Origin of the sequence: Mycobacterium sp. IS-3022 (assembly GCF_001500065.1) — a bacterium.
Taxonomy (GTDB): domain Bacteria; phylum Actinomycetota; class Actinomycetes; order Mycobacteriales; family Mycobacteriaceae; genus Mycobacterium.
This window is the reverse complement of record NZ_LQIN01000048.1, coordinates 222,908-242,069: the sequence shown is the minus strand read 5'-3', so window position 1 is coordinate 242,069 and position 19,162 is coordinate 222,908. Positions and strand designations below refer to the sequence as shown.

Below are 19,162 nucleotides of genomic sequence, written 5' to 3'. Positions count from 1 at the left end.
CATGCGAAGGGAAATGAATATGCGGGTGACCGAACAGATGAAGCGCGACTTCGCGAATGACGGCGCCCTCGTCATACGTGAAATGTTCACGCCCGAACAGCTTCAGCGCGCACGCGAATGCTTTGACTACGGCATCGCCCACCCGGGCCAAGCCAGCAAGGTCTACGCGGGCACCGACGACGAGCACTTCAACGAGTACGGCAACCCGGCCAACGTCGAGCAGTACCTGGCGCTCATCAAGGAACTCGGGCTCGACGAGTTCGTTGCCTCCCTGTGGGACTCGCAGCACGTGTGGTTCCTCGGCGAAGAGCTGTTCATCAAGTCGGGAGGGAAAGCCGGACGGTCACCTTGGCACCAAGACACCTCGTACATGCCGGCGAACGGCCCGCACCTGCTGAACATCTGGATCAGTTTCGAGCGGCTTCCCAAGGAGAATGCGCTGGAAATCGTGCGGGGCTCACACCTCGGCACCCAATACGACGGCACCTCCTACCTCGATCCAACCGATCCCACGGCGCCGGCCTGGGGCGGCGACTTCTTTCCGCGGCTGCCGGACATCGAGGCCGAACGCAGGCTAGACCCGACGTCGTGGGACGTCGTCTCCTGGGATATCGCGCCGGGCGATGCGCTGGTGTTCCACTCTGGCACCCTGCATGGCGGCGCACCGGTGACGCCAACCTGCCCGACGCGCCACACATTGGTACTGCGGTTCTTCGGCGACAAGCTGTTCTACCGGCCACTGCCCGACAAGAAGCCGAACTACGGCGCCGATGCGAGCACGCTCAACGACCCGTCGCTGACCCCGGGCGACCCGTACCGATCCAGCTATTTCGCCCAACTGCGCTGACTGACGGAGACGCTGCCATGAAAGAAGTCGTCCCGGCATGGATGAAACCGATCTACGACGCCTACCACTTCGCGCCCGCGGTGATCGACGGTGACTACCTACGGTGCTCGGGAATGATCGGTCTGCGTCCCGATCTGACCGTCCCCCGGGATCCAACGGAACAGTTCACGTTGGCCTTCGAGAACCTGCGCGGGCTGCTGGACGAGGCGGAACTCACGTTCGCAGACGTGACCGAAATGACGACTTACCACGTGGGGCTGCAGGCGCACCAATCTACGTTCGCCGCAGTCAAGGACGCATTCATGTCCGCGCCGCATGCGGCGTGGACAGCCATCGGGATTTCCGAATTAGCCGTTCCGGGAGCACTGGTCGAGATCCAGGTCACCGCCCGGATGAACCACTAGAGACCTCCGGGAGTGCCCCATGCCGACCACGACGACCAGCCATCCGCAGACGACGGACTTCGACGTCCTCATCGTCGGCGCCGGGATCTCCGGCATCGGCGCCGCCTATCACCTCAAGACTCGCCGACCGGGCACCTCGTTCGCCGTGTTGGAGGGACGCGACTCGATCGGCGGCACGTGGAGTCTGTTCCAGTACCCCGGCATCCGATCGGACTCGGACATGCCCACCTTCGGCTACAGCTTCAAGCCGTGGACACACCGCAAGTCGATCGCCGACGGACACATCATCCTGGACTATTTGCAGCAGACCGTCACCGAGAACGGCCTAGCCGAGCACATCCGATTCGGCTATCGGGTGCTCAGCGCGGAGTTCGACTCGTCAGCGGGGCGGTGGACAGTCACCGCTGCGCAATCCGACAACGGCACAACGACTTTCACTGCGCAGTTCCTGTTCCTGGGCACCGGGTACTACGACTACGAGACTGGGTTCACACCCGAGTTCGCCGGTGTCGGGGACTTTGAGGGCCAGATCGTGCACCCGCAGCACTGGCCGGACGATCTCGACTACACCGGAAAGCGCATCGTCGTCATCGGCAGCGGCGCAACGGCTGTCACACTGATTCCGTCGATGGCCGACAAGGCGAGCCACATCACGATGCTGCAACGCTCGCCGAGCTACGTGTTCACGATTCCCGCCGAGGACCCGATCGCCAACAGACTGAACAAGCTGATCGGCCACGAGCGCGCGTACAACATTGTGCGGCGTAAGAACATCGCGCTGGCCCGCGGCCTCTTCAAGGCTTGCAAGCGCGCACCGAAACTGATGCGCCGCCTGCTGATCGCCAATGTGGCTCGCCAGCTTCCCAAGCACTTCGACGTCGACACGCACTTCACCCCGCGCTACGACCCGTGGGACCAGCGGCTGTGCATGGTGCCCAACGGCGATCTGTTCAAGACGCTCTCGACCGGGCGCGCCTCGGTGGTCACCGACCGGATCACTCGCTTCACCAAGACCGGCATCTTGCTCGAGTCTGGTCAGGAGTTGGCCGCCGACATCATCGTCACCGCAACGGGACTCAACATGGTGCCGTTCGGCAAGATTGCGCTCAGTGTCGACGGACGGCATGTGCATCTGCCGGACACCACGATCTATAAGGCGATGATGCTTTCCGGTGTGCCCAACCTCGCATTCGCCGTGGGCTATACGAACATCTCCTGGACGCTGAAGGTGGATCTGGTCTGCGAACACTTCTGCCGGCTGCTCGACTACATGGACGCCCATGGCTATGGCACGGTCGAACCGGTACTCGACGATCCGCACATGGAGCGCGTGCCGGCCATGGACATGAGCTCGGGCTATGTCCAGCGGGCGATCGCGAAGTTCCCGCGCGGAGGAACCAGCGGCCCGTGGGCGTTCAAGCACGCGTACGAAATGGACGCCGAACGGTTGCGTGAGGGCCCGGTCGAGGATGACGCGTTGAAGTTCACGCCCGCCAAGCCGGCAGTGCTGATGTCGTGAAAGGGAGAACCACAATGAAGGATTTCACGTTTCCCAGCCACGGCGTCAGCTGCGCCGCCTGGCACGTACCCGCCACTACCGACGCGCTGGCCGACGCCGCCGGCCAGCCGTGCGTGGTCATGGGCCACGGCTTCGGCGGCACCCGCGACAGCGGCCTGCTGGACTATGCCGAGCCCTTCGCCGCCGCCGGAATCGACGCACTGGTCTTCGACTATCGCGGATTCGGCGACTCCGAAGGCTTACCACGCCAGGACGTTTCGGTCATCCGTCAGCGGCAGGACTACCACGCTGCCATCGCGGCCGCGCGGCACCTGCCCGGTGTCGACCCGGATCGCATTGCATTGTGGGGTTATTCGTACGGCGGCGGACATGTCATCGCGGTCGCGGCGCAGGACCCACGCATCGCGGCGATCGTTTCGATGAACCCCGCCATGGACGGGCGGGCGACGCTGGCGCGGATACTGCGGCAAGGTGGAGGCGGTCTGCTGGCACGGCTGACCGGACATGGATTGCGCGACATGGCGCGTGCCGTCGCCAAGCGGTCGCCGCATCTTGTACCGGTGGTGGGGCAGCCCGGGACGACGGCGATGATCACGGCCCCCGGCGCCGAAGAGGCTTACTACGCGATGGCCGGGCCGACCGCGCGTAATGAGGTCTGCGCCCGCCATGCGCTTCAGGTAGCGCTGAACCGTCCCACCACATCCGCCAGCCACCTGGCCTGCCCGATGCTCATGCAGGTCGGCACCAACGACGCTGTCGTACCTCCCCGCGCCGCGCGCCGCGCGGCCGAGAAGGCCGGATACTGGGCACAGCTGCGCGAGTATCCCATCGACCACTTGGACGTCTTCGGCGATCCGTGGCGGCAGCGGGCGCTGGCCGATCAACTGGACTTTCTGACGCGCGTTCTCGACCCGTCGCGTGCATCCGACATTCACCTTCGAGCAGTGGCCCAGCCGGTACCGAGTGGCCGTCGGATCCTGAAGCTTCCGTGGCTGGTTTCGTGACCGCGCCCGAAGCGTCGGCCGGCATCGACGTAGTCCTGGCCGCCTCCGCTTTCGAGACAGTGCGCGACCGTATCCCGACTGCGGAACTGCTTCGAATGGCTGGGGCCATCGTGCGCCGCCCCGGTCCGGCAGCACAGGAAGTCACGGAATTGGCCCGTCGCCTCGCATCGATCGCCCGCGGCTCCGACACGCCGGCGGATCGGCGATTCACCGACCGCGCGTGGCAGGACAACCCGTTGATGCGTCGGCTGGCGATGAGCTACCTGGCTTCGTGTGCGGCCGTCGAGCGCAACGTCGACGACGCCGACGTGGACTGGCGCACCAAGGAACGCGTTCGCCTATTCGTCGATAACGTGCTCGCGGCCGCTGCCCCCACCAACAATCCGTTGGCCAATCCGTCGTCCCTCAAACAGGCGATTGACACCGGGGCCACCAGCTGGATTCGCGGGCTGCGACACCTGAGCGCCGACATGCAGTCGCGGCCACGGATTCCCGCGCTCGTCGACACCACACAATTCACCGCCGGCGAGAACATCGCGGCCACCCCGGGCAAGGTCGTGTTGCGCAATGACCTGTTCGAACTGATTCAGTACCAGCCGACCACCGAACGCGTCGACGAGGTACCCGTCCTCATGGTGGCGTCCCCGGTCAACAAGTACTACCTGCTCGACCTGAATCCGAAAACCTCAGTCATCGCGGCCGAAGTCGCCCGCGGCCGACAGGTTTTCGTCGCCTCCTGGGTCAACCCCGACCCTCAGCACGCCGACGCCGACCTGGCCGCCTACGTACGCAGCGTCATGACGATGCTCGATGCGATCGCCGACATCTGCGGTTGCGCCCGGTCGCACCTCCTCGGCTTGTGCGGCGGCGGGCTGATCGCTTTGGCAGCCGCCGGCTACGTGGCGGCGTGCGGCCAACAAGACCGGCTGGCCACGCTGACCCTCGGCATCGCCGTGATCGACTTCGAGCGCGGCGGCCTGCCGGGAGCCCTGCTGGATCGAAAGATTGCAGACCGTGCGATCAAACGCGCGGAGCGGGACGGCTACTTCGACGGGCTGAACACGGCCGCCGTCTTCGCGTGGCTTCGACCCAACGAGGGCATCTGGGCCAACGTCGTCAACAACTATCTGCTCGGCGAACGTCCCCCCGCGATCGAGATGCTGTACTGGGCGGCCGACCAAACCAACCTGACCGTCGCGCTTGGCCGCGATCTACTCGAGATCACGCTGGGCAACAGCTTGACCGTTCCCGGCGCGGTCGAGGTGCTCGGGCTGCCACTGGACCTGAGCAAGATGACCGTCGACACCTATGTGCTGGGCGCCTCGACCGACCACATCACGCCCTGGCGCGACTGCTACCGCACTCGCTCGGTGGTGGGCGCGGCGACGACGTTCGTGCTCGCCCGCGGCGGTCACGCGGTGGCGATCGCAACCCCACCCGGCGCTCCGAAGGGCAGCTATCGCACCGGGGATTCCTCGTCGGCCGAACCCGACGAATGGCTGAGCGGCTCGACCGAGACTGCCGGCAGCTGGTGGGATCACTGGAACGACTGGATCGCCAAACGTACGCCCGAAAAACGCCCGGCTCCTGCCGTACTCGGCAGCCACACCTATCCGCCGCTCGGCGACGCGCCTGGCGATTACGTGAAGCGCCGACTCGAGTGACGGACATTCCTGTGCCTCAACAGGTTTGGTGGGGCCATCCGTTGCGCGAACTGCGCTGGTACGGCGAACTCGCTCGGCTGCTGTCCGACCCGATCATGCGCGGACGCGGCGTACCGCACGGCGACGGCCGGGCCGTGGTGCTGCTGCCCGGCTTTTTGGCCTCCGATCAGTCACTGGCGCTGCTGGCGCGCTTTCTGCGCCGAATCGGCTATCAGCCGATCGTCTGCGGCATCCTGTTCAACTCCGGTTGTGGACGCACATTCGATCAACGAATGATCGCCCGTGTTATCGGTGCGCACCAGCGCACAGGCAGACGCGTCGCCGTCATCGGGCACAGCCGCGGCGGCCAATACGCACGGTCGCTGGCTGCGCGCTATCCCGAGCACATCTCCCATGTCATCACCCTGGCCGGGGCCGTCGCAGACCCGCTGGATGTGGCGGTCCTGACCAAACGAGCCGCAGCGATGATGCGCCACACGCTCACCCGACGCGACGCCGAGCGCCGCACACTCGGATGCCTCAGCCTCACCTGCCAATGCGAGTTCGCCCGCGGATACCACCAACCGTTCCCCGAACACGTCCGATACACCTCGATCTACTCTCGCACCGACGGGGTGGTGCGCTGGCAGGCATGCGTTGCCGACGACGTGACCTGCGCCGAAGTCCCGGGCACACATCTCGGCATGGCATTCAACCGGCACGCCTACCGCGAAATCGCACGCGCACTGGCATAGCCGCGGTCAGATGGCCCTGGAAGACGTCTTCAGCGCCGGCCCCGGCGTCTAGCGAATAGAGTTTGACGGCATGGCGGCAGACGCCGAGTTCGAGGCGCTGGGCCTGCTCGACGGCCTCGAGGGCGCCGCACGGCAGGACCGCGCTGAGCTGATCGCATGGTTACTCGATCAGGGCTTCAGTCTCGCGCAGATCCGCGAGTCGATTGCAGCGCCCGTGATGTTGCCCGCGCACCGTGCACTTGGCGATGATGGGACCTCCGTATCCGCGCGCAAAATCTCCGAGTCGACCGGGATAGAGCTGCGTTTGGTGCAGCGCCTACAGCGTGCCATCGGCATGCCGAGAATCGACGACCCCGACGAGCCTGTTCTGCCACGCGCGGACGCCGATGCGGTGAGGCACGCGAAGACCTTCTTGGATCTCGGATATGACCCCGACGACGTGGTTGCCGTCATGCGGGTGCTTGTGGAGAGCCTGGGGCATGCCGCGGCGATGATGCGGGAGGCTGCCCTGAAAACCTTGCTGCGGCCCGGGTCTTCAGAGATCGAGCTGGCCCTTGCGACCGAGCGACTGGCCGAGGTGGCGGCTCCGCTGATCGGACCGATGATGGACGATCTGTTACGTCTGGAACTACGACATTCATTCGCGTTGGAGGCCGTCAACGCAGCAGAACGAGCCGCCGGCTCCCTGCCCGGTGCGCGACCAGTCACCGTCGCCTTCGCCGATCTCGCGGGATTCACATCGCTCGGCGAGGCTCTACCGGCCGAGGAACTCGAACGCATAGCCAGCCGGCTCGCCGAACTCGCCCACGACGTGGCGATCACACCGGTGCGGTTCGTGAAATCGATCGGCGACGCTGTGATGCTGGTCTGCGCGGATGCCGCGCCGCTGCTGCAAGCCGTGCTGGACTTGGCTGATGCAGCGAAAGCAAACCGATTGCCGGCCTTGCGGATAGGCCTGGCGTCCGGATCAGCAGTCACCCGCGCCGGCGATTGGTTCGGCAGTCCGGTCAATCTGGCCAGCCGGGTGACAGCCAGCGCCCAGCCCGGGAGCATACTCGTCACAGAATCGACGCGCGACGCCGTCGACAGCCTGCCCAACCTGAATTGGGTTTCGGTAGGCGCGCGACGGCTCAAAGGCGTCAGGGCCGAAGTGAAACTCTTTCGAGTCGAGCGCAGTAACTGACAGTCTCTCCAGTGAGCGTCACTCAGTGGCTATCCACCGGCGATCGTCCCGGCGAGCACCTCGATAAAACGCGTAATGAAGCGGCGCTGCTGCGAGATTCGGCGATAGATACGCCGCCCGCTGCGCCAGGCCAAGCCGACGCCCAGGACGTGATGGCCCGGCGACGCTGTGGTGGCGTGGAGCTTCTCAGTTGAGAATCTCCCCGCGCTCGCTTGAAAGGACCGCAGACAGACGTTCCCGCCACGTCTGCAACTGCTCAGGGGTCAGTCGCTTCCACTCGGTGATCTCGCCGACGATCCGCAGTGGGGCCGTGCTGCGGTACGACCGAGTGGGGTTGCCGGGAAACTTTTTGTCGGTCACGTTCGGGTCGTTCTCGAACTCCCCGGTTGGCTCCACTTCGTACACCCTCGGAAAGGCTTGGCCCTCAGCGAGTTCTGCGGCGATCTCCGCCGCAAGGCCAGCACCATCAACGAGAGCGGTGAAGTAGATGTGGTTCATCACGATCTCGGGACGGTAGTTCGAGCGATGACCGGCGGTGAGGAACTCACCCACCTTCAACTCCGCGGTGGTGCCGTGGAAAAACGGACCTTCATCAAGCGGCTTGAACACGGGAATCCTTCGGACGAACTGCTGAGACACGCAAGCATGCAGTACCACCGGGGTCTTGCCGCAAGCCCCCCATCCGGCCTTATCCTGAATGTGGAAAGAGTGCCGCGGGTCTTTTATGCGGCAACCCGTCGGGCCGTACGGCGGCTGGCGGCGACAGACTCGGAAGCCACGCAGCGACCCCCCGCCGACATAGCGGCTGGCAGCCGTCAATGATGCGCTTCGACGAAGTAACCGCGGGGTGCGTCGACGTCGCCCGATGACGCGGTGACAATCTGCCTCCCCCAGGCCTTGCTGGGTTCGGCGATATCGGTGACGCTGGCCTTCCAGCCTCGTTGTTCAGCAAGGTCGCCAGGCTGGTCGGATCCGAAGAGCCAGGGCGAGCCCTGCTCGGCCATCGCCCGCAGCAGTGGTGCCATTGAGGGTGACGTCAACAAACTCTGCCCGACGACGTCGTAGAGCAGAACCGAGCCGGGTGCTGACATCGCCGCGACGCGGTCGAACAGCAGATGTACAGCGTGCGCGTCGAGATACTGCAGCAGACCTTCGAGTAACCAGACCGTCGGTTCGGCGGAGTTGAAGCCGGCTGCTCGGAGGGCGGCGGGCCAATCATCGACGAGGTCGCAAGCGATGGCGACGCGTCGACAGCTCGGCTCGTCGGCGCCGAGAACCTCGTCCTTGGTGGCAATGACCCGGGGCTGATCGAGTTCGAAGACCGTGGTGCCGTCGGGCCAAGGCAACCGATAGGCCCGCGAGTCCATACCTGCGGCGAGAATGACGACCTGTCTTGTGGAGCGGGTAGCCCGAAGCAAGGCTTCGTCCCAGAACCGAGTCCGCACAACGATCTGCACCGTTGACTGCTCGCCGGCTCTGTCGATCGCCGCGGCCAGCGCTCGCCGCCCCTCCTCGCCCGCGAGCTTGTCGGCGTAAGGATCGACGAACAAGCCGTCGGTAAGGGCGGATTCCCTGGCTCGGATGGCCGCCACGAGCAGGGCTGTGTCGGCGACTGCTCGTAGATTCCTGTTCTGCGGGTGTGCATTCACGCCGCTATCGTCGACGACTGCCCGGCTCTTGGCTTGGATATTTTTGCCGGCCTCCGGGGGGTTCGCCGAGATTCACGTGGCCGGGTAGGGCCGATCGTGACTGCACGTATTGCGTCGGGGTATGGGCGGTGAACTGGCGGAAATCCCGGACGAAGTGCGCCTGATCGAAGTAGCCCAGTTCGCTGGCGATCGTCGCGCCCGACGCACGGTCACTGTCGAGCCGTCGCAGCGCTGCCTGCACACGACGAACACGCTGAAAAGACTTGGGCGCGAGGCCGACCTCGTCGCGAAAGAGTGCGGTGAATCGCTTAGGCGACAATCCGGCCGCCTCACGGGCAGCGGCGATGCGCATCGACGGCGTGCGTTCTATCTCGGCCAACGTCGACGAAACCGCCGGACTGTGGCCGGTGTAACCAGTTGCCATGCGCTGCAACAGGAACTGTTCGATCAGGCCAATGCGAGCCGTTCTCAGTGGCGTCTCGACCAACCGTTCGCGCAGTACGGTCGCGCTCGCGCCCAGTAGTTGATCCAATCCGACACAGCAGTTTTCTAGCTCACCGAGCGCAGTGCCCAGGAAGGCCCAGGCGCCACCGGGCCGGAAGTGAATGGTCATGACCGCCTGGTCTGGAGTCAGGTGAATGATGTAGGGAGTGGTCCCAGCGCCGGCTACGAACGCAGGCGGGACCTGCAGTCGGGTGTGCCCATCCGCGGCGTAGAGACAGAGGTCGGAGTTTCCGGCGACGTCGATGATGACGGTCAACGCCCCGCGGGGGACAGCCCAGCTGCGATTCTCGGCGCCGGAGCCGCGATCCCAAGAGCCCAGGAACTCGACATGGGCGTCCAGCGGGGATGTCGGGCGGAGCAGTGCGGTTCCGCGGGACATGCGATCTACCATCATGTCGACGTTAATCCGAAGTGGTACCCGGAAGACACACCCAACTGGGATCTATGTGGGTGCAGCGGTGAAGTAGCTGTCAGCGGCACGTGAAAACTGACCCCACCGCCGCCGAGTGGGTAACGCGACTAGCCGAAGCCCACCAAGCCGGACGCATCCACACCGAACTCACCCGGCTCGGGCGTTACCCGCTCATCGTCATCGACGAATTCGGCTACATCCCTTGCGAACCCGAGGCCGCCAACCTGTTCTTCCAACTGGTCTCGGCCCGCTACGAACGCGCCAGCCTGATCGTCACCTCCAACGCGGCGTTCGGCCGCTGGGGCGAAGTGTTCGGTGACGACATCGTGGCCGCCGCCATGATCGACCGTCTCGTGCACCACGCCGAAGTCATCACATTGAAAGGAGACAGCTACCGACTCAAAAAACCGAGACCTTGGCCGCACACTGCCGCGACCACCGCCACTGAGGAATAGTCACCAACCACCACCGGCAGGGGGTCAATTTTCAGCCGCCGTCGACAGCCGTTTCGGGTTTCGACGCATCGACTTTGCTGATTGTGTTTATCCGGCGGAGGATGGGGCATGGAGTCACTGTGGCCTGCCATCCAGTTGCCAACAAGCAGGCCGAGAACCCGGAGCACACGAGTTGAACGTCCGAAAAGGTTTCTTTCTCTTAGCCACTTGCCTAGCCGCGACACTTCTATTCGCAGCGAGTGCACTGGCATCGCCACGGCCGACGATCCCTGGAGCTGATGCCGCCATCGCCAAGGCCGAAAGCCTTCTCGGGACAGACCAATTCGGTCAGTACGGGTGTGAAGCTCTGGTGGCCTATGCCTTCGGTGTGCCGCAAGATCGGTACGGCTGGGACGGCGCTTCTGAGACCATGTACCAAACACTCCTCACGCAAGGGAAGATCCACACTGACATGAACCCTCCGCGTGGCGCGCTTGTCTTCAGCAGAGGGTCTGTCGGTCCCCATATCGCCATCGCCCGCGGAGATGGGACCTACGTATCCGGCGGCGTTCAGGGCTTATCACCGGGATACGGCGACGGGAGCAACATCCAAATCCTGCCCAGCCCCAATCTTGGGCGCGACTGGACCTATCGGGGCTGGAGTCTGGGCTTCCCGAAGTAGGTCGGGGTCGACAGCGAACGGGAGCCAGTGAGCCTCAACGCCGCGCGATAACGCGAACTGTCTCACGGCTTGTCGCATAAATCTGTCTCAAAGTTGTGTCATGTTTTCGACGCGACCCGCCGTCAATAAGTGAGGTCGATGCCCGACGTCGGTCTGCGGGCACCAGTCGCGCTATGGCGGGCGAACCGGAGCGCCCGGCCTCCGTCGGACGGGGCGTATTTAATCACTGCCAGAATCTCCGACAGACGATCGGCTGCAGCGTCATGATTCGTCACTACCCCACAGCGCGGCCGATGAGTTGGTGGCTGCCGGCCGGTCCAACCTCGTGACACCCAAGGAAAGGACACCGCCATGTCAGAGCTTCTCGTCGACTTCATCACCTCCCTCGACGGCAACGCATCGGCAGAGGGATGGCCAGGCTTCTGGGGCCTCGAGGGCCCGGAATACCTCGCATGGCTCGACGAGCAGCCCGAGGCCACCTACCTGATGGGAGCAAACACCTACCGCCTGATGTCGGGCTTCGCCGCCGGCGAGGTCCCCAATGGCCAAGACGAGTTCAACGGCTGAAGAAGAAGCCTCATCGACGAGCTCACGTCACCCAGTCCGCCCGTTTCGAAGGCCACCGCCCGCCACCTCTTCGAACCGGTTGAGCCAATGCGGTCGTCCTTACATGGCGCCTGCGCCGACCGAATCGGTGACGGCGCTCCGAAAAACTTTGTAGCGCACCACGACCGCGTGCTACAGCAGCAACGCGCGTGTCTCCTCGGCGGACACCGTCGCGGTGTCTCAGGTTCGTATCACATACGACGTCGACATGACAGGGTGGCTGAGAACACAACATCGAAGACGCCCGTCACGTCGCGATGACCCGCCGCGGACGGCGCCGAATGGGTCGATTGATCACATGACAGTGCATGCTCGAGGCGGACTGAATTGCAGCAATCGTCGTGGAAAGCGCGCTGTGCGACTTCTTGGCAGTGCCGACTCCGTAAACCCACAGTCGGCACCGCCTGCCGACTCCCTTCGAGACGCCCGACGCCAGTTCGACACTCGGGCAGGTAGTTTGATTCGGCCATCTTGAACGTGCGAGCGCAGCCCGACTTCGGCGTTTCATGTCCTACGAGCGTTCAGTCGAGGTGTCGATCGACATCCATCCGCTTGTGGAGGATGCGCACCACATCAATCAGGTCGTCGCCAGCAATCCGGTAGTACAGCGTGTGCGATCCGACCGCGTACTTTCGGTAGCCCTCGCGTACCTCGTCGCACAGACGCCCGATCAGAGGATGGTTCACCAACCGTTCGATCGCTCGCTGGATCTCACGAACGTAGGTCTCAGCCTGATCTTCGCTCCAACGCTCGCGGGTGTAGTCCCAGATGTTACTTAGGTCCGCCTGCGCGGCAGGTGAGAGTACATAGCGGCTCACCGACCACGCGGTTCCTCGGCCCGCTTTCCCGATACGAACTCATCGAAGTCGAATGGTGTCGACTCGCCACTGCGTTCACCGACAATCAAGGACTGACGCAGTGCGCGCAACCTCGTCTCGCGATCCTCGAGTAATCGCAATGCGGTTCGCACGACATCGCTGGCTGAGCGATAGCGGCCCGACGCGACCTCATCCTCGATGAACGCGTTGTAATGGTCGTCCAGGCTGAATGAGGTGTTCCTTCCCATGCAACCGAGTGTACCAACTATTGGTAACTCGCACAGCGCTTCGAGGAGCTCGTCGCGATTGCGGGTGTGTCCGTAGAAATAGCGGTGAATCAATCCGGCGCGCCTGCACACGGAACTCATGCGTTGCTTGGCAACGCCTACGGGCGCCACCTCGTCGAGGCCCGCATCGATCAGATCGGCACATCGTTGCGCGAGCCGATCTTCGCGCTGACGCCGCGAAAAGGGGCAACGACCGTTGCCACGTCAGCTATCGCGAACGTTGACACAGCTCTCTGTCAAGAGTGCCATCGCGAGGGTCCTCTCCGACGTGAAGCTCAAGCGCGGGTCGCAATGGTGTGTTATGCCACCGCGCCAGGGCTGACTCGCTGCCGATCTCGCCAGTGCGCCCGCTCGATCTCGCGAGCTTCCGTCATCAGTTCGTGGATGCGCTTGCCCAGCCAGAGCTCGATCCAGTGACGCACCCGTGGCGTCGCCGCCACCTTCGCTATTGGGCGCCCGAGGGCCTGGGTCAGTGCGAGCCGTGCAGACGAGCGCTTCTTCCCGTAGGCGTTGAGCTCTACCGGCCCCAGCGTGGGCAGGGTCAGTTCTTCCAGCGCAGTGAACACCGCCCAGGCGAAAGGTCGTGCCCAGATCGGCGCCCACCGAACGCCGTAGGTGAAGTCCACGATGGCGTGCCCGGCGACAGAGAAGGCCAGGCTAGGCCGGATCTGTTCGGAGTAGTAGCGCTGCCAGTCGGCGTAGGTCTGCGGGATGATTGTGGAGTCGATGCCGAGTAGTGGCGGGATGCGCAGGCCCTCTTGCCAGTACTGCTCACGCTCGGCATCCGACAGTTTCCGTACGTAGGTTTCGTACGCAACGAGTTGCGAATCCCAGATCAGACAGTGCCCGGCGATAGCAAGATGCGGCAGCAGCGGGCTGTAGTCGCTGCGGGTCACGGGGTCGTATCCGGTCGCCTTGCGATGCAGTCCTTCGACCCACTTGCCCGCACGGTGCGCCTCGACAGTGTCGGCGAAGATTGAGGCGTACACCCAGTACGCGGTCTCCTTGGCGCGTGTGATCGGATCGATCATGTGCTTACTGTGGTCGTAGACGGCTTGGGCCACACCGGAAAGCAGGGCCGTGTAGGCGGCATTGCGCAGGCCGCCGACTAGAACCACCGGGTGGCGGACGATCTCCCAGGCCAACGCGTCAGGCCCGAAGAACCCTTCATCCCGACGGGGTCCCGGCCGTTTGGGAATGGTGTAGCTTGCGCGAGAGGCCATTTCGTGTCTCCTTCGACATCGTTGTCATCGAATCGGATTCCGGCGGTCAGACCGCCCGGCTGAGCACCATCGGCAGGATGTTGCTGCGCGTGAACTCCACGAGGCGGGCCTCGTCGTCGACGAGCGCACCGCTGGGGTAGAGCAGCAGCGAATGCGCCAGACGGACAAAAATTTCCGCCAGCATGTTGGGATCGCCCTTGATGGCCATCCCGGCCTCGCGGGCACGCAACAGATGATCGGCGACATAGGCGCGGCTTAGCCCAAAGAAAACCCCGCCGTCGATGGACAGCAGCGGCAGGACCGCATCCGGATCGGTGACCAGCAGCCTGCGCAGCAACGAGTCTGAGGCCAGCAGCCGTGCCGCGGTAACCACGCCGCGCACAATCCGCTCCTCAGACATTTCCATACCCGCTAGTTCGGCGTCGAATTCTGCGATGAAGCGACCGACCGCGCGCGCGACGACCGCGGACAGCAGAACGTCCCGGCTCGTGAAGCGGCGGAACAGCGTCACCCGCGATACCCCCGCGGCCTGAGCAATGCGGTCCAGCGAGGTCCGGCGGAGCCCGAATTCCATGAACTGTTGTTCGGCGGCCTCGAGAATGCGCTCGGCGTACTCGTCGAGCTGCTCGGGTGTGTTGAGCAGGCCCGCGAGCAACCCTTCCGCGTCAACCTGAGATACTGACATACGTGAATAGTATCTTGATCTCTTCGACTGTCAAGACTCATAGCGCCGCTAGAACGCCTTGGGTTCGGCCTATCGCCCGCGCTCCGTTAACCGGACTGGAAGCCGGTCTTTCGCCTCCGGCAGCGGCTTGGCCGCATAGGCCATCACGTAGTCGGGCTCAACCGACCACTCGAACTTGCGCAGCCACCGGTGCATGGCGGCCTTGATCTCCATGCCTACGAAGAACTGCTGATACATTTGTGCACGCCACTGCCTGGACGAGTAGCGCGTTCACTCCCGCTGGCGATGATCGCGCTGACCCCTTCAATGAATCTTCTGCACGGCGCGTTTCTGGATGAACTCCATCAGGATCGCGACGAGGTTCGTCTCCCACCAGGGATGCAACTGCGCGTGGTACGCGTACGACATCGAGCGTGCGGGATCTCCAGTGCTTACTCAATGCTGCAAGTGGTCGGCATTAGGCAGACCTACGATGTATTGGCCGAGATCTGCTTTTTCCCCTTCATCTGGGCGCTGTGCTCGCCCGTACCGGCTTCGCTTGAACCTGCCATGGTTGACCAAGAGGGGTGGGGCGACGCGACCGACTGGATTATGCATCGACGCATGGTGGAGCGAGCCGACCTTCGTAGCGTGCTTAAGCGACTTCCCCCAAACAACACACCCAACGCAACGCGACCGAAGCGAATGGGTCGAAATGTCCGCTAAGGACGCGTCCTATGAACTCGAAGGACAGATCAAAGCGTGATGGCGGGGCGTTGCGCGGATGAAGAATCCGCCTTTCCGACTGATGCCCGACGCTTGCCCATCGCGCCAAAGCTGCCACCACCACCGATAGCACCCGATTATGTGAACCGCGACAAGTACAACTGGTCAGCTACAGCGACAGTGTTCGCGAATTGTTTTTTTGTCATTATTGCTTGGCCATGTTCGCGAACCGCGACAAATGCAATTGGTGTGCAACGGTTATCGTCTTCGTCGGACCGTTACGGTGCTTGCCAAGGATGAGGTCCGCTTCTCCACCGCGTGGGTCGTCCCGCTCGAACGCATCCGGCCGGTGCAAAAGGATTACTACGTCGCTATCTTGCTCTAAACTTCCCGATTCGCGCAGGTCAGAGACCATTGGCCTCTTGTCCGTTCTTTGCTCTGGGCCACGATTCAGCTGGCTGATGGCCACCACGGGTACATCGAGTTCTTTCGCCATCAGCTTCATGCTTCGTGAAAAGTCTGATACTTCCTGTTGTCTCGACTCATACTTCTTGCCCGACGTCATCAGTTGTAGATAGTCGACCACGATGAGTCTGAGGCCCGCTTTTTGGCTGAGGCGACGTGCCTTCGCGCGGATCTCCATCATTGTCAGGTTCGGCGAATCGTCGATATACAAAGGCGCTTCGCTGATTTCGCTCATCCGGCGTGCAAGCCGGGTCCAATCGTCATCGCTCATGCGGCCCGAGCGCATGTCGGCCAGCTTGATCTTCGCTTCGGCTGACAACAGCCGCATCACGATCTCGGACTTGCTCATTTCCAGCGAGAAGATGACGCTGGGCATCTGGTGCTTGATCGAGCAAGACCGCAAGAAATCCAGTCCCAGAGTCGAGTTGTGCGTGGGAATCATGGCGCGACTTGCCAGATACAAGTGGTCGGCGTTGTCGACCTCGACACACCGCACTGGGACACTCGCAACGGGCCGCACGTCCACAATGAAGCGCGACCCCGATCGCGCGACGCTCCGAGCTGCCCGGCGCTCCTTGTGCAGCAGTGCTTTTCGGGTGAGGCCGAACACCTCGTTCTCAGTTGAGAACGTCAGCGTGTAAGCGATCGACGTGGACTCGCTCCGTCCCCGCACGGATTTCTTCGATGTCTGGCAGCGATATCCGAGGCTCACGATCAACTCGGCGACGTCACTCGCCAGTCGACGATCAGTGACGGAGAACTGGACTGCTCCGCCGGCGGTCACTGTTCCGTCGGTGTCCAACAGACCCGCCAACAACGCTCTACGCTGCGACTCTGACGCCCGCAGATACTCGCTCGGGATGTGCTTGCTTCCCAGTACGCCGATCGACCGGAGTCGCGCTTGAAGTGTGCCAACCGCATTTCGGCACTCCTGGCAGAGCCGGAGGCCGCACGATGGTTTTCCGCAACGCACGCATGTGGGCGCGGGCACTTGATCCGAAATAAACCGTGCGCGTCCTCCACAGGACCGGCCACACGTCCGAACCTGACTGGTCTGCGGAACAAAAGATGTGCCGCAGACGACACACTTGCGCGCAGCGATCGGCTCGGCATCCGGCAGGCACAACTGGTAGCGATACTTTGCAACCGCCGATCGACGCGCGACGAGACCTTCGCTCTCGATGCGCATGATGATCTCCGGGTCTGCTGTCGTGATCTGCGCTGCCGCGGTCGTGCCGTCCCCCAGCCAGGCGCCGAGAGTGTAGGGCGGTACGAGTAGGTCTCGCTCGCGAGCCTGCAGGGGGGCGGCATTGACGACCGAATGGTTCAGGCGACGGTCCGCTGTAGGGCACCGGAGTGTGTCAGCGATTTCGCGGGTGGTGCGCACAGCCGCAAAAGTTCGCTGATTCCTCGTGCGGTTGTACCCGACCGCGGCCGCCTGCGCCGACTTGCGCGATGCTCGAGTCTCGGTGAGCCACTGGTGTTCAGCATCGGCGACGATCATCGTTCCATCCGAGAATTCCACCTCGTAGCAAGGCCGCCCGAGCATGATTTCCGTCGCCGCGACCACTTGCGTCGGCTCTCCGTCCGCGCCGAGCAACCACTCCCCGACCGCAACGTCGCCCATCGTCGTCCAGCCCGTCGGCGTCGGCAGCGGCGTATCGAGCGCCAGCGCCTTCCCGACACCGGGCCTCGCCGCGATGATGATCATCTGACCCGGATGCAGACCGTTGGTCACGTCGTCGAGTTCAACGAAGCCCGTCGGAACGCCACGCGCCAGACCGCCTTGCGAGGCGATCGCGTCGATCTCGTCCATCGTCGGCTGCAGCAGTTCTTCGAGCGGAACGAAATCCTCGGACGTCCGGCGCTCGGTGACGTCGTAGATCTCCGACTGTGCGCGGTCGACGATCTCGTTGACATCCGCGCCCTCGGCGCCCGCGTAGCCGTACTGCACGACCCGCGTACCCGCCTCGACCAGCCGCCGCAGCAGTGCCTTCTCCGCCACGATGCCCGCATAGAACCCCGCATTCGCAGCCGTCGGCACCGTCGAGATCAACGTGTGCAGATACGGCGCCCCACCGATGCGCCGCAGCAGCCCACGCCGATCCAACTCAGCGGCCACCGTCACCGCGTCGGCCGGCTCGCCGCGGCCGTAGAGGTCGAGGATCGCGTCGTAGACGTTCTGGTGCGCGGGACGGTAGAAGTCACCCGGACGCAACTTCTCGAGCACGTCGGCGATGGCGTCCTTGCTCAGCAGCATCCCGCCGAGGACCGCCTGCTCGGCGGCTTGGTCTTGAGGGGGTTGGCGCCCGAAGTCTTCACTGGGCGGCGGTGTGTCCATCCCCGGGTGGCCCGCACCATGGCCCAGGTCGTCCACGACAGCCACGAAGCGTCTCACCCCCTCTATTCACTATCGAACGTACATTCGATACCCGCTTATCGCGACTGTAAGCCAGACCGCCGACAATCCGCTTCCGCGGTGCCGAACCTGTCCCGCCGAGCGCCTACGCTAGACGTTGCTGGCGGGGGCGCAACCAGCCCTTGTTCATAGACCTGTGGATGGGGTGTGGATAGCGCTGGACAGCCATGTTGAGTCGTTGGGGAGAACCTGTTAACGAACCACTTCGCTCACTGCGTCTGTGCAGATAGCCGCACCATAAACCGCTTGGGATGCTGTGGATGAGAATTGCTCCGGCGTGTCGGCCGGGGTTGCGAAGTCGGGCGTGTTGTATTGCGGCCCGGGGCCATGCAGGTTAACAGCAGGTTAGCTTCGCTGGGGCCTAATCCATGTCAGGAGTTCGCCAGCGCACACAGCAACGGCCGGGTGAAGATCGATCATGGCTTCACCCGGCCGTATTTGACGCTGCTGCTACTTACCGGCGACGACTTCCAGCGACACCGAGGCGGCGATCTCCGGATGCAACCGGACCGCGACCGGATGCGTGCCCGTCGTCTTGATGTGCGCCTTGGGCAGCTGGACGGTGCGCTTGTCGAGATTCGGGCCGCCGGCGTTCTTGATCGCCGCGACCACGTCGGCCGTCGTCACCGAGCCGAACAGCTTGCCGCTGTCGGCAGCCGCCTTGACCTGCAGCTGCACCGGACCGAGGTTCTCGATCGCGGTCTTCAGCTCGACGGCATGCTCGCGGCCCTTGACGGCCTTCTGCTCGCGCGCCCGGCGGATCTCCTCGGCTTGGCGCTCCGCGCCGCGGGACGCCGTGACGGCCAGTCCGCGCGGCACCAGATAGTTGCGGCCGTAGCCGTCCTTGACCTCGACGATGTCGCCCTGCACACCCAGGTGTTCGACGTCGGCGGTGAGAATCAGTTTCATCGTCTGTTC

At 63.7% G+C, this 19,162-nt stretch carries 17 protein-coding genes and 2 pseudogenes; 9 read left to right on the top strand and 10 right to left on the bottom strand.

The features are described from left to right. The first annotated feature begins 19 nt into the window (after positions 1-19). The 7 genes from AU188_RS21460 to AU188_RS21430 all read left to right on the top strand — a co-directional run bounded on the left by AU188_RS21460 (position 20) and on the right by AU188_RS21430 (position 7,355). On the top strand, positions 20-847 hold the full coding sequence (locus AU188_RS21460) for a phytanoyl-CoA dioxygenase family protein (protein ID WP_059165483.1): 828 nt from the start codon (positions 20-22) through the stop codon (positions 845-847). Between the two features lie 17 nt (positions 848-864). Further along, entirely contained in the window at positions 865-1,251 is a 387-nt protein-coding gene (locus tag AU188_RS21455) for a RidA family protein (protein WP_059165482.1), read from the top strand. Between the two features lie 19 nt (positions 1,252-1,270). Then, a complete protein-coding gene (locus AU188_RS21450) occupies positions 1,271-2,770 on the top strand; it encodes a flavin-containing monooxygenase (protein WP_059165481.1) in 1,500 nt (499 codons plus the stop codon). A 14-nt stretch (positions 2,771-2,784) separates the two neighbouring features. Beyond that, a complete protein-coding gene (locus AU188_RS21445; RefSeq protein WP_059165480.1) occupies positions 2,785-3,774 on the top strand; it encodes an alpha/beta hydrolase in 990 nt (329 codons plus the stop codon). After that, positions 3,771-5,438 carry a PHA/PHB synthase family protein gene (locus AU188_RS21440; protein ID WP_059165479.1) on the top strand — a complete coding sequence of 556 codons (1,668 nt, stop codon included), beginning with the start codon at positions 3,771-3,773 and terminating at the stop codon, positions 5,436-5,438. Before AU188_RS21445 ends, AU188_RS21440 begins: the two co-directional genes overlap by 4 nt. A gap of 11 nt (positions 5,439-5,449) precedes the next feature. Then, entirely contained in the window at positions 5,450-6,172 is a 723-nt protein-coding gene (locus AU188_RS21435) for an esterase/lipase family protein (protein WP_172799559.1), read from the top strand. A 70-nt stretch (positions 6,173-6,242) separates the two neighbouring features. Further along, the gene (locus tag AU188_RS21430; RefSeq protein ID WP_059165477.1) at positions 6,243-7,355 is read left to right on the top strand and encodes an adenylate/guanylate cyclase domain-containing protein; all 1,113 of its coding nucleotides are present in this window, start codon (positions 6,243-6,245) and stop codon (positions 7,353-7,355) included. Positions 7,356-7,541: 186 nt separating this feature from the next. Here the strand turns inward: AU188_RS21430 and arr are convergent, their stop codons facing one another. The 3 genes from arr to AU188_RS21415 form a co-directional block, all read right to left on the bottom strand. Beyond that, entirely contained in the window at positions 7,542-7,970 is a 429-nt protein-coding gene (gene arr / locus AU188_RS21425) for an NAD(+)--rifampin ADP-ribosyltransferase (protein WP_502687631.1), read from the bottom strand. 200 nt (positions 7,971-8,170) lie between these two features. After that, positions 8,171-9,004: an SAM-dependent methyltransferase gene (locus AU188_RS21420; protein ID WP_059165475.1), complete on the bottom strand. Its 834-nt coding sequence runs from the start codon at positions 9,002-9,004 to the stop codon at positions 8,171-8,173. Between the two features lie 4 nt (positions 9,005-9,008). Beyond that, entirely contained in the window at positions 9,009-9,887 is an 879-nt protein-coding gene (locus AU188_RS21415) for a helix-turn-helix domain-containing protein (protein WP_059165474.1), read from the bottom strand. A 116-nt stretch (positions 9,888-10,003) separates the two neighbouring features. Here AU188_RS21415 and AU188_RS21410 point away from each other — a divergent pair. Both AU188_RS21410 and AU188_RS21400 read left to right on the top strand, forming a co-directional pair. After that, positions 10,004-10,343: pseudogene (locus AU188_RS21410) on the top strand (ATP-binding protein); the annotation flags it as partial. 1,044 nt (positions 10,344-11,387) lie between these two features. Next, positions 11,388-11,600, top strand: a pseudogene (locus AU188_RS21400) (dihydrofolate reductase family protein); the annotation flags it as partial. Positions 11,601-12,163: 563 nt separating this feature from the next. On the opposite strand, the gene AU188_RS21395 reads toward AU188_RS21400, so the two are convergent. The 7 genes from AU188_RS21395 to rplI form a co-directional block, all read right to left on the bottom strand. Continuing rightward, positions 12,164-12,460, bottom strand: coding sequence for a type II toxin-antitoxin system RelE/ParE family toxin (locus tag AU188_RS21395; protein ID WP_059165472.1), 297 nt, complete (start codon positions 12,458-12,460; stop codon positions 12,164-12,166). After that, positions 12,457-12,708, bottom strand: a complete 252-nt coding sequence (locus AU188_RS21390) for a type II toxin-antitoxin system ParD family antitoxin (protein WP_059165471.1) — start codon at positions 12,706-12,708, stop codon at positions 12,457-12,459. The genes AU188_RS21395 and AU188_RS21390 overlap by 4 nt, the downstream gene beginning before the upstream one ends. A 338-nt stretch (positions 12,709-13,046) precedes the next feature. Continuing rightward, positions 13,047-13,970, bottom strand: coding sequence for an oxygenase MpaB family protein (locus tag AU188_RS21385; protein ID WP_059165470.1), 924 nt, complete (start codon positions 13,968-13,970; stop codon positions 13,047-13,049). A 46-nt stretch (positions 13,971-14,016) separates the two neighbouring features. Next, positions 14,017-14,625, bottom strand: coding sequence for a TetR/AcrR family transcriptional regulator (locus AU188_RS21380; RefSeq protein WP_172799558.1), 609 nt, complete (start codon positions 14,623-14,625; stop codon positions 14,017-14,019). Between the two features lie 99 nt (positions 14,626-14,724). After that, a complete protein-coding gene (locus AU188_RS25380; protein ID WP_156426766.1) occupies positions 14,725-14,892 on the bottom strand; it encodes a hypothetical protein in 168 nt (55 codons plus the stop codon). Positions 14,893-15,565: 673 nt separating this feature from the next. Continuing rightward, a complete protein-coding gene (gene dnaB / locus AU188_RS21375; RefSeq protein ID WP_059165468.1) occupies positions 15,566-18,211 on the bottom strand; it encodes a replicative DNA helicase in 2,646 nt (881 codons plus the stop codon). A 483-nt stretch (positions 18,212-18,694) separates the two neighbouring features. Beyond that, positions 18,695-19,153, bottom strand: coding sequence for a 50S ribosomal protein L9 (gene rplI / locus AU188_RS21370; protein WP_059165467.1), 459 nt, complete (start codon positions 19,151-19,153; stop codon positions 18,695-18,697). Positions 19,154-19,162 lie beyond the last annotated feature (9 nt).

Excerpts from the sequence above, each read along its gene's own strand:
- AU188_RS21460 (WP_059165483.1), top strand. The coding sequence starts at position 20 with ATGCGGGTGACCGAACAGATGAAGCGCGACTTCGCGAATGACGGCGCC.
- AU188_RS21455 (WP_059165482.1), top strand. The coding sequence starts at position 865 with ATGAAAGAAGTCGTCCCGGCATGGATGAAACCGATCTACGACGCCTAC.
- AU188_RS21450 (WP_059165481.1), top strand. The coding sequence starts at position 1,271 with ATGCCGACCACGACGACCAGCCATCCGCAGACGACGGACTTCGACGTC.
- AU188_RS21445 (WP_059165480.1), top strand. The coding sequence starts at position 2,785 with ATGAAGGATTTCACGTTTCCCAGCCACGGCGTCAGCTGCGCCGCCTGG.
- AU188_RS21430 (WP_059165477.1), top strand. The coding sequence starts at position 6,243 with ATGGCGGCAGACGCCGAGTTCGAGGCGCTGGGCCTGCTCGACGGCCTC.
- AU188_RS21415 (WP_059165474.1), bottom strand. The coding sequence starts at position 9,887 with ATGTCCCGCGGAACCGCACTGCTCCGCCCGACATCCCCGCTGGACGCC.
- AU188_RS21390 (WP_059165471.1), bottom strand. The coding sequence starts at position 12,708 with ATGGGAAGGAACACCTCATTCAGCCTGGACGACCATTACAACGCGTTC.
- AU188_RS21385 (WP_059165470.1), bottom strand. The coding sequence starts at position 13,970 with ATGGCCTCTCGCGCAAGCTACACCATTCCCAAACGGCCGGGACCCCGT.
- AU188_RS25380 (WP_156426766.1), bottom strand. The coding sequence starts at position 14,892 with ATGTATCAGCAGTTCTTCGTAGGCATGGAGATCAAGGCCGCCATGCAC.
- rplI (WP_059165467.1), bottom strand. The coding sequence starts at position 19,153 with ATGAAACTGATTCTCACCGCCGACGTCGAACACCTGGGTGTGCAGGGC.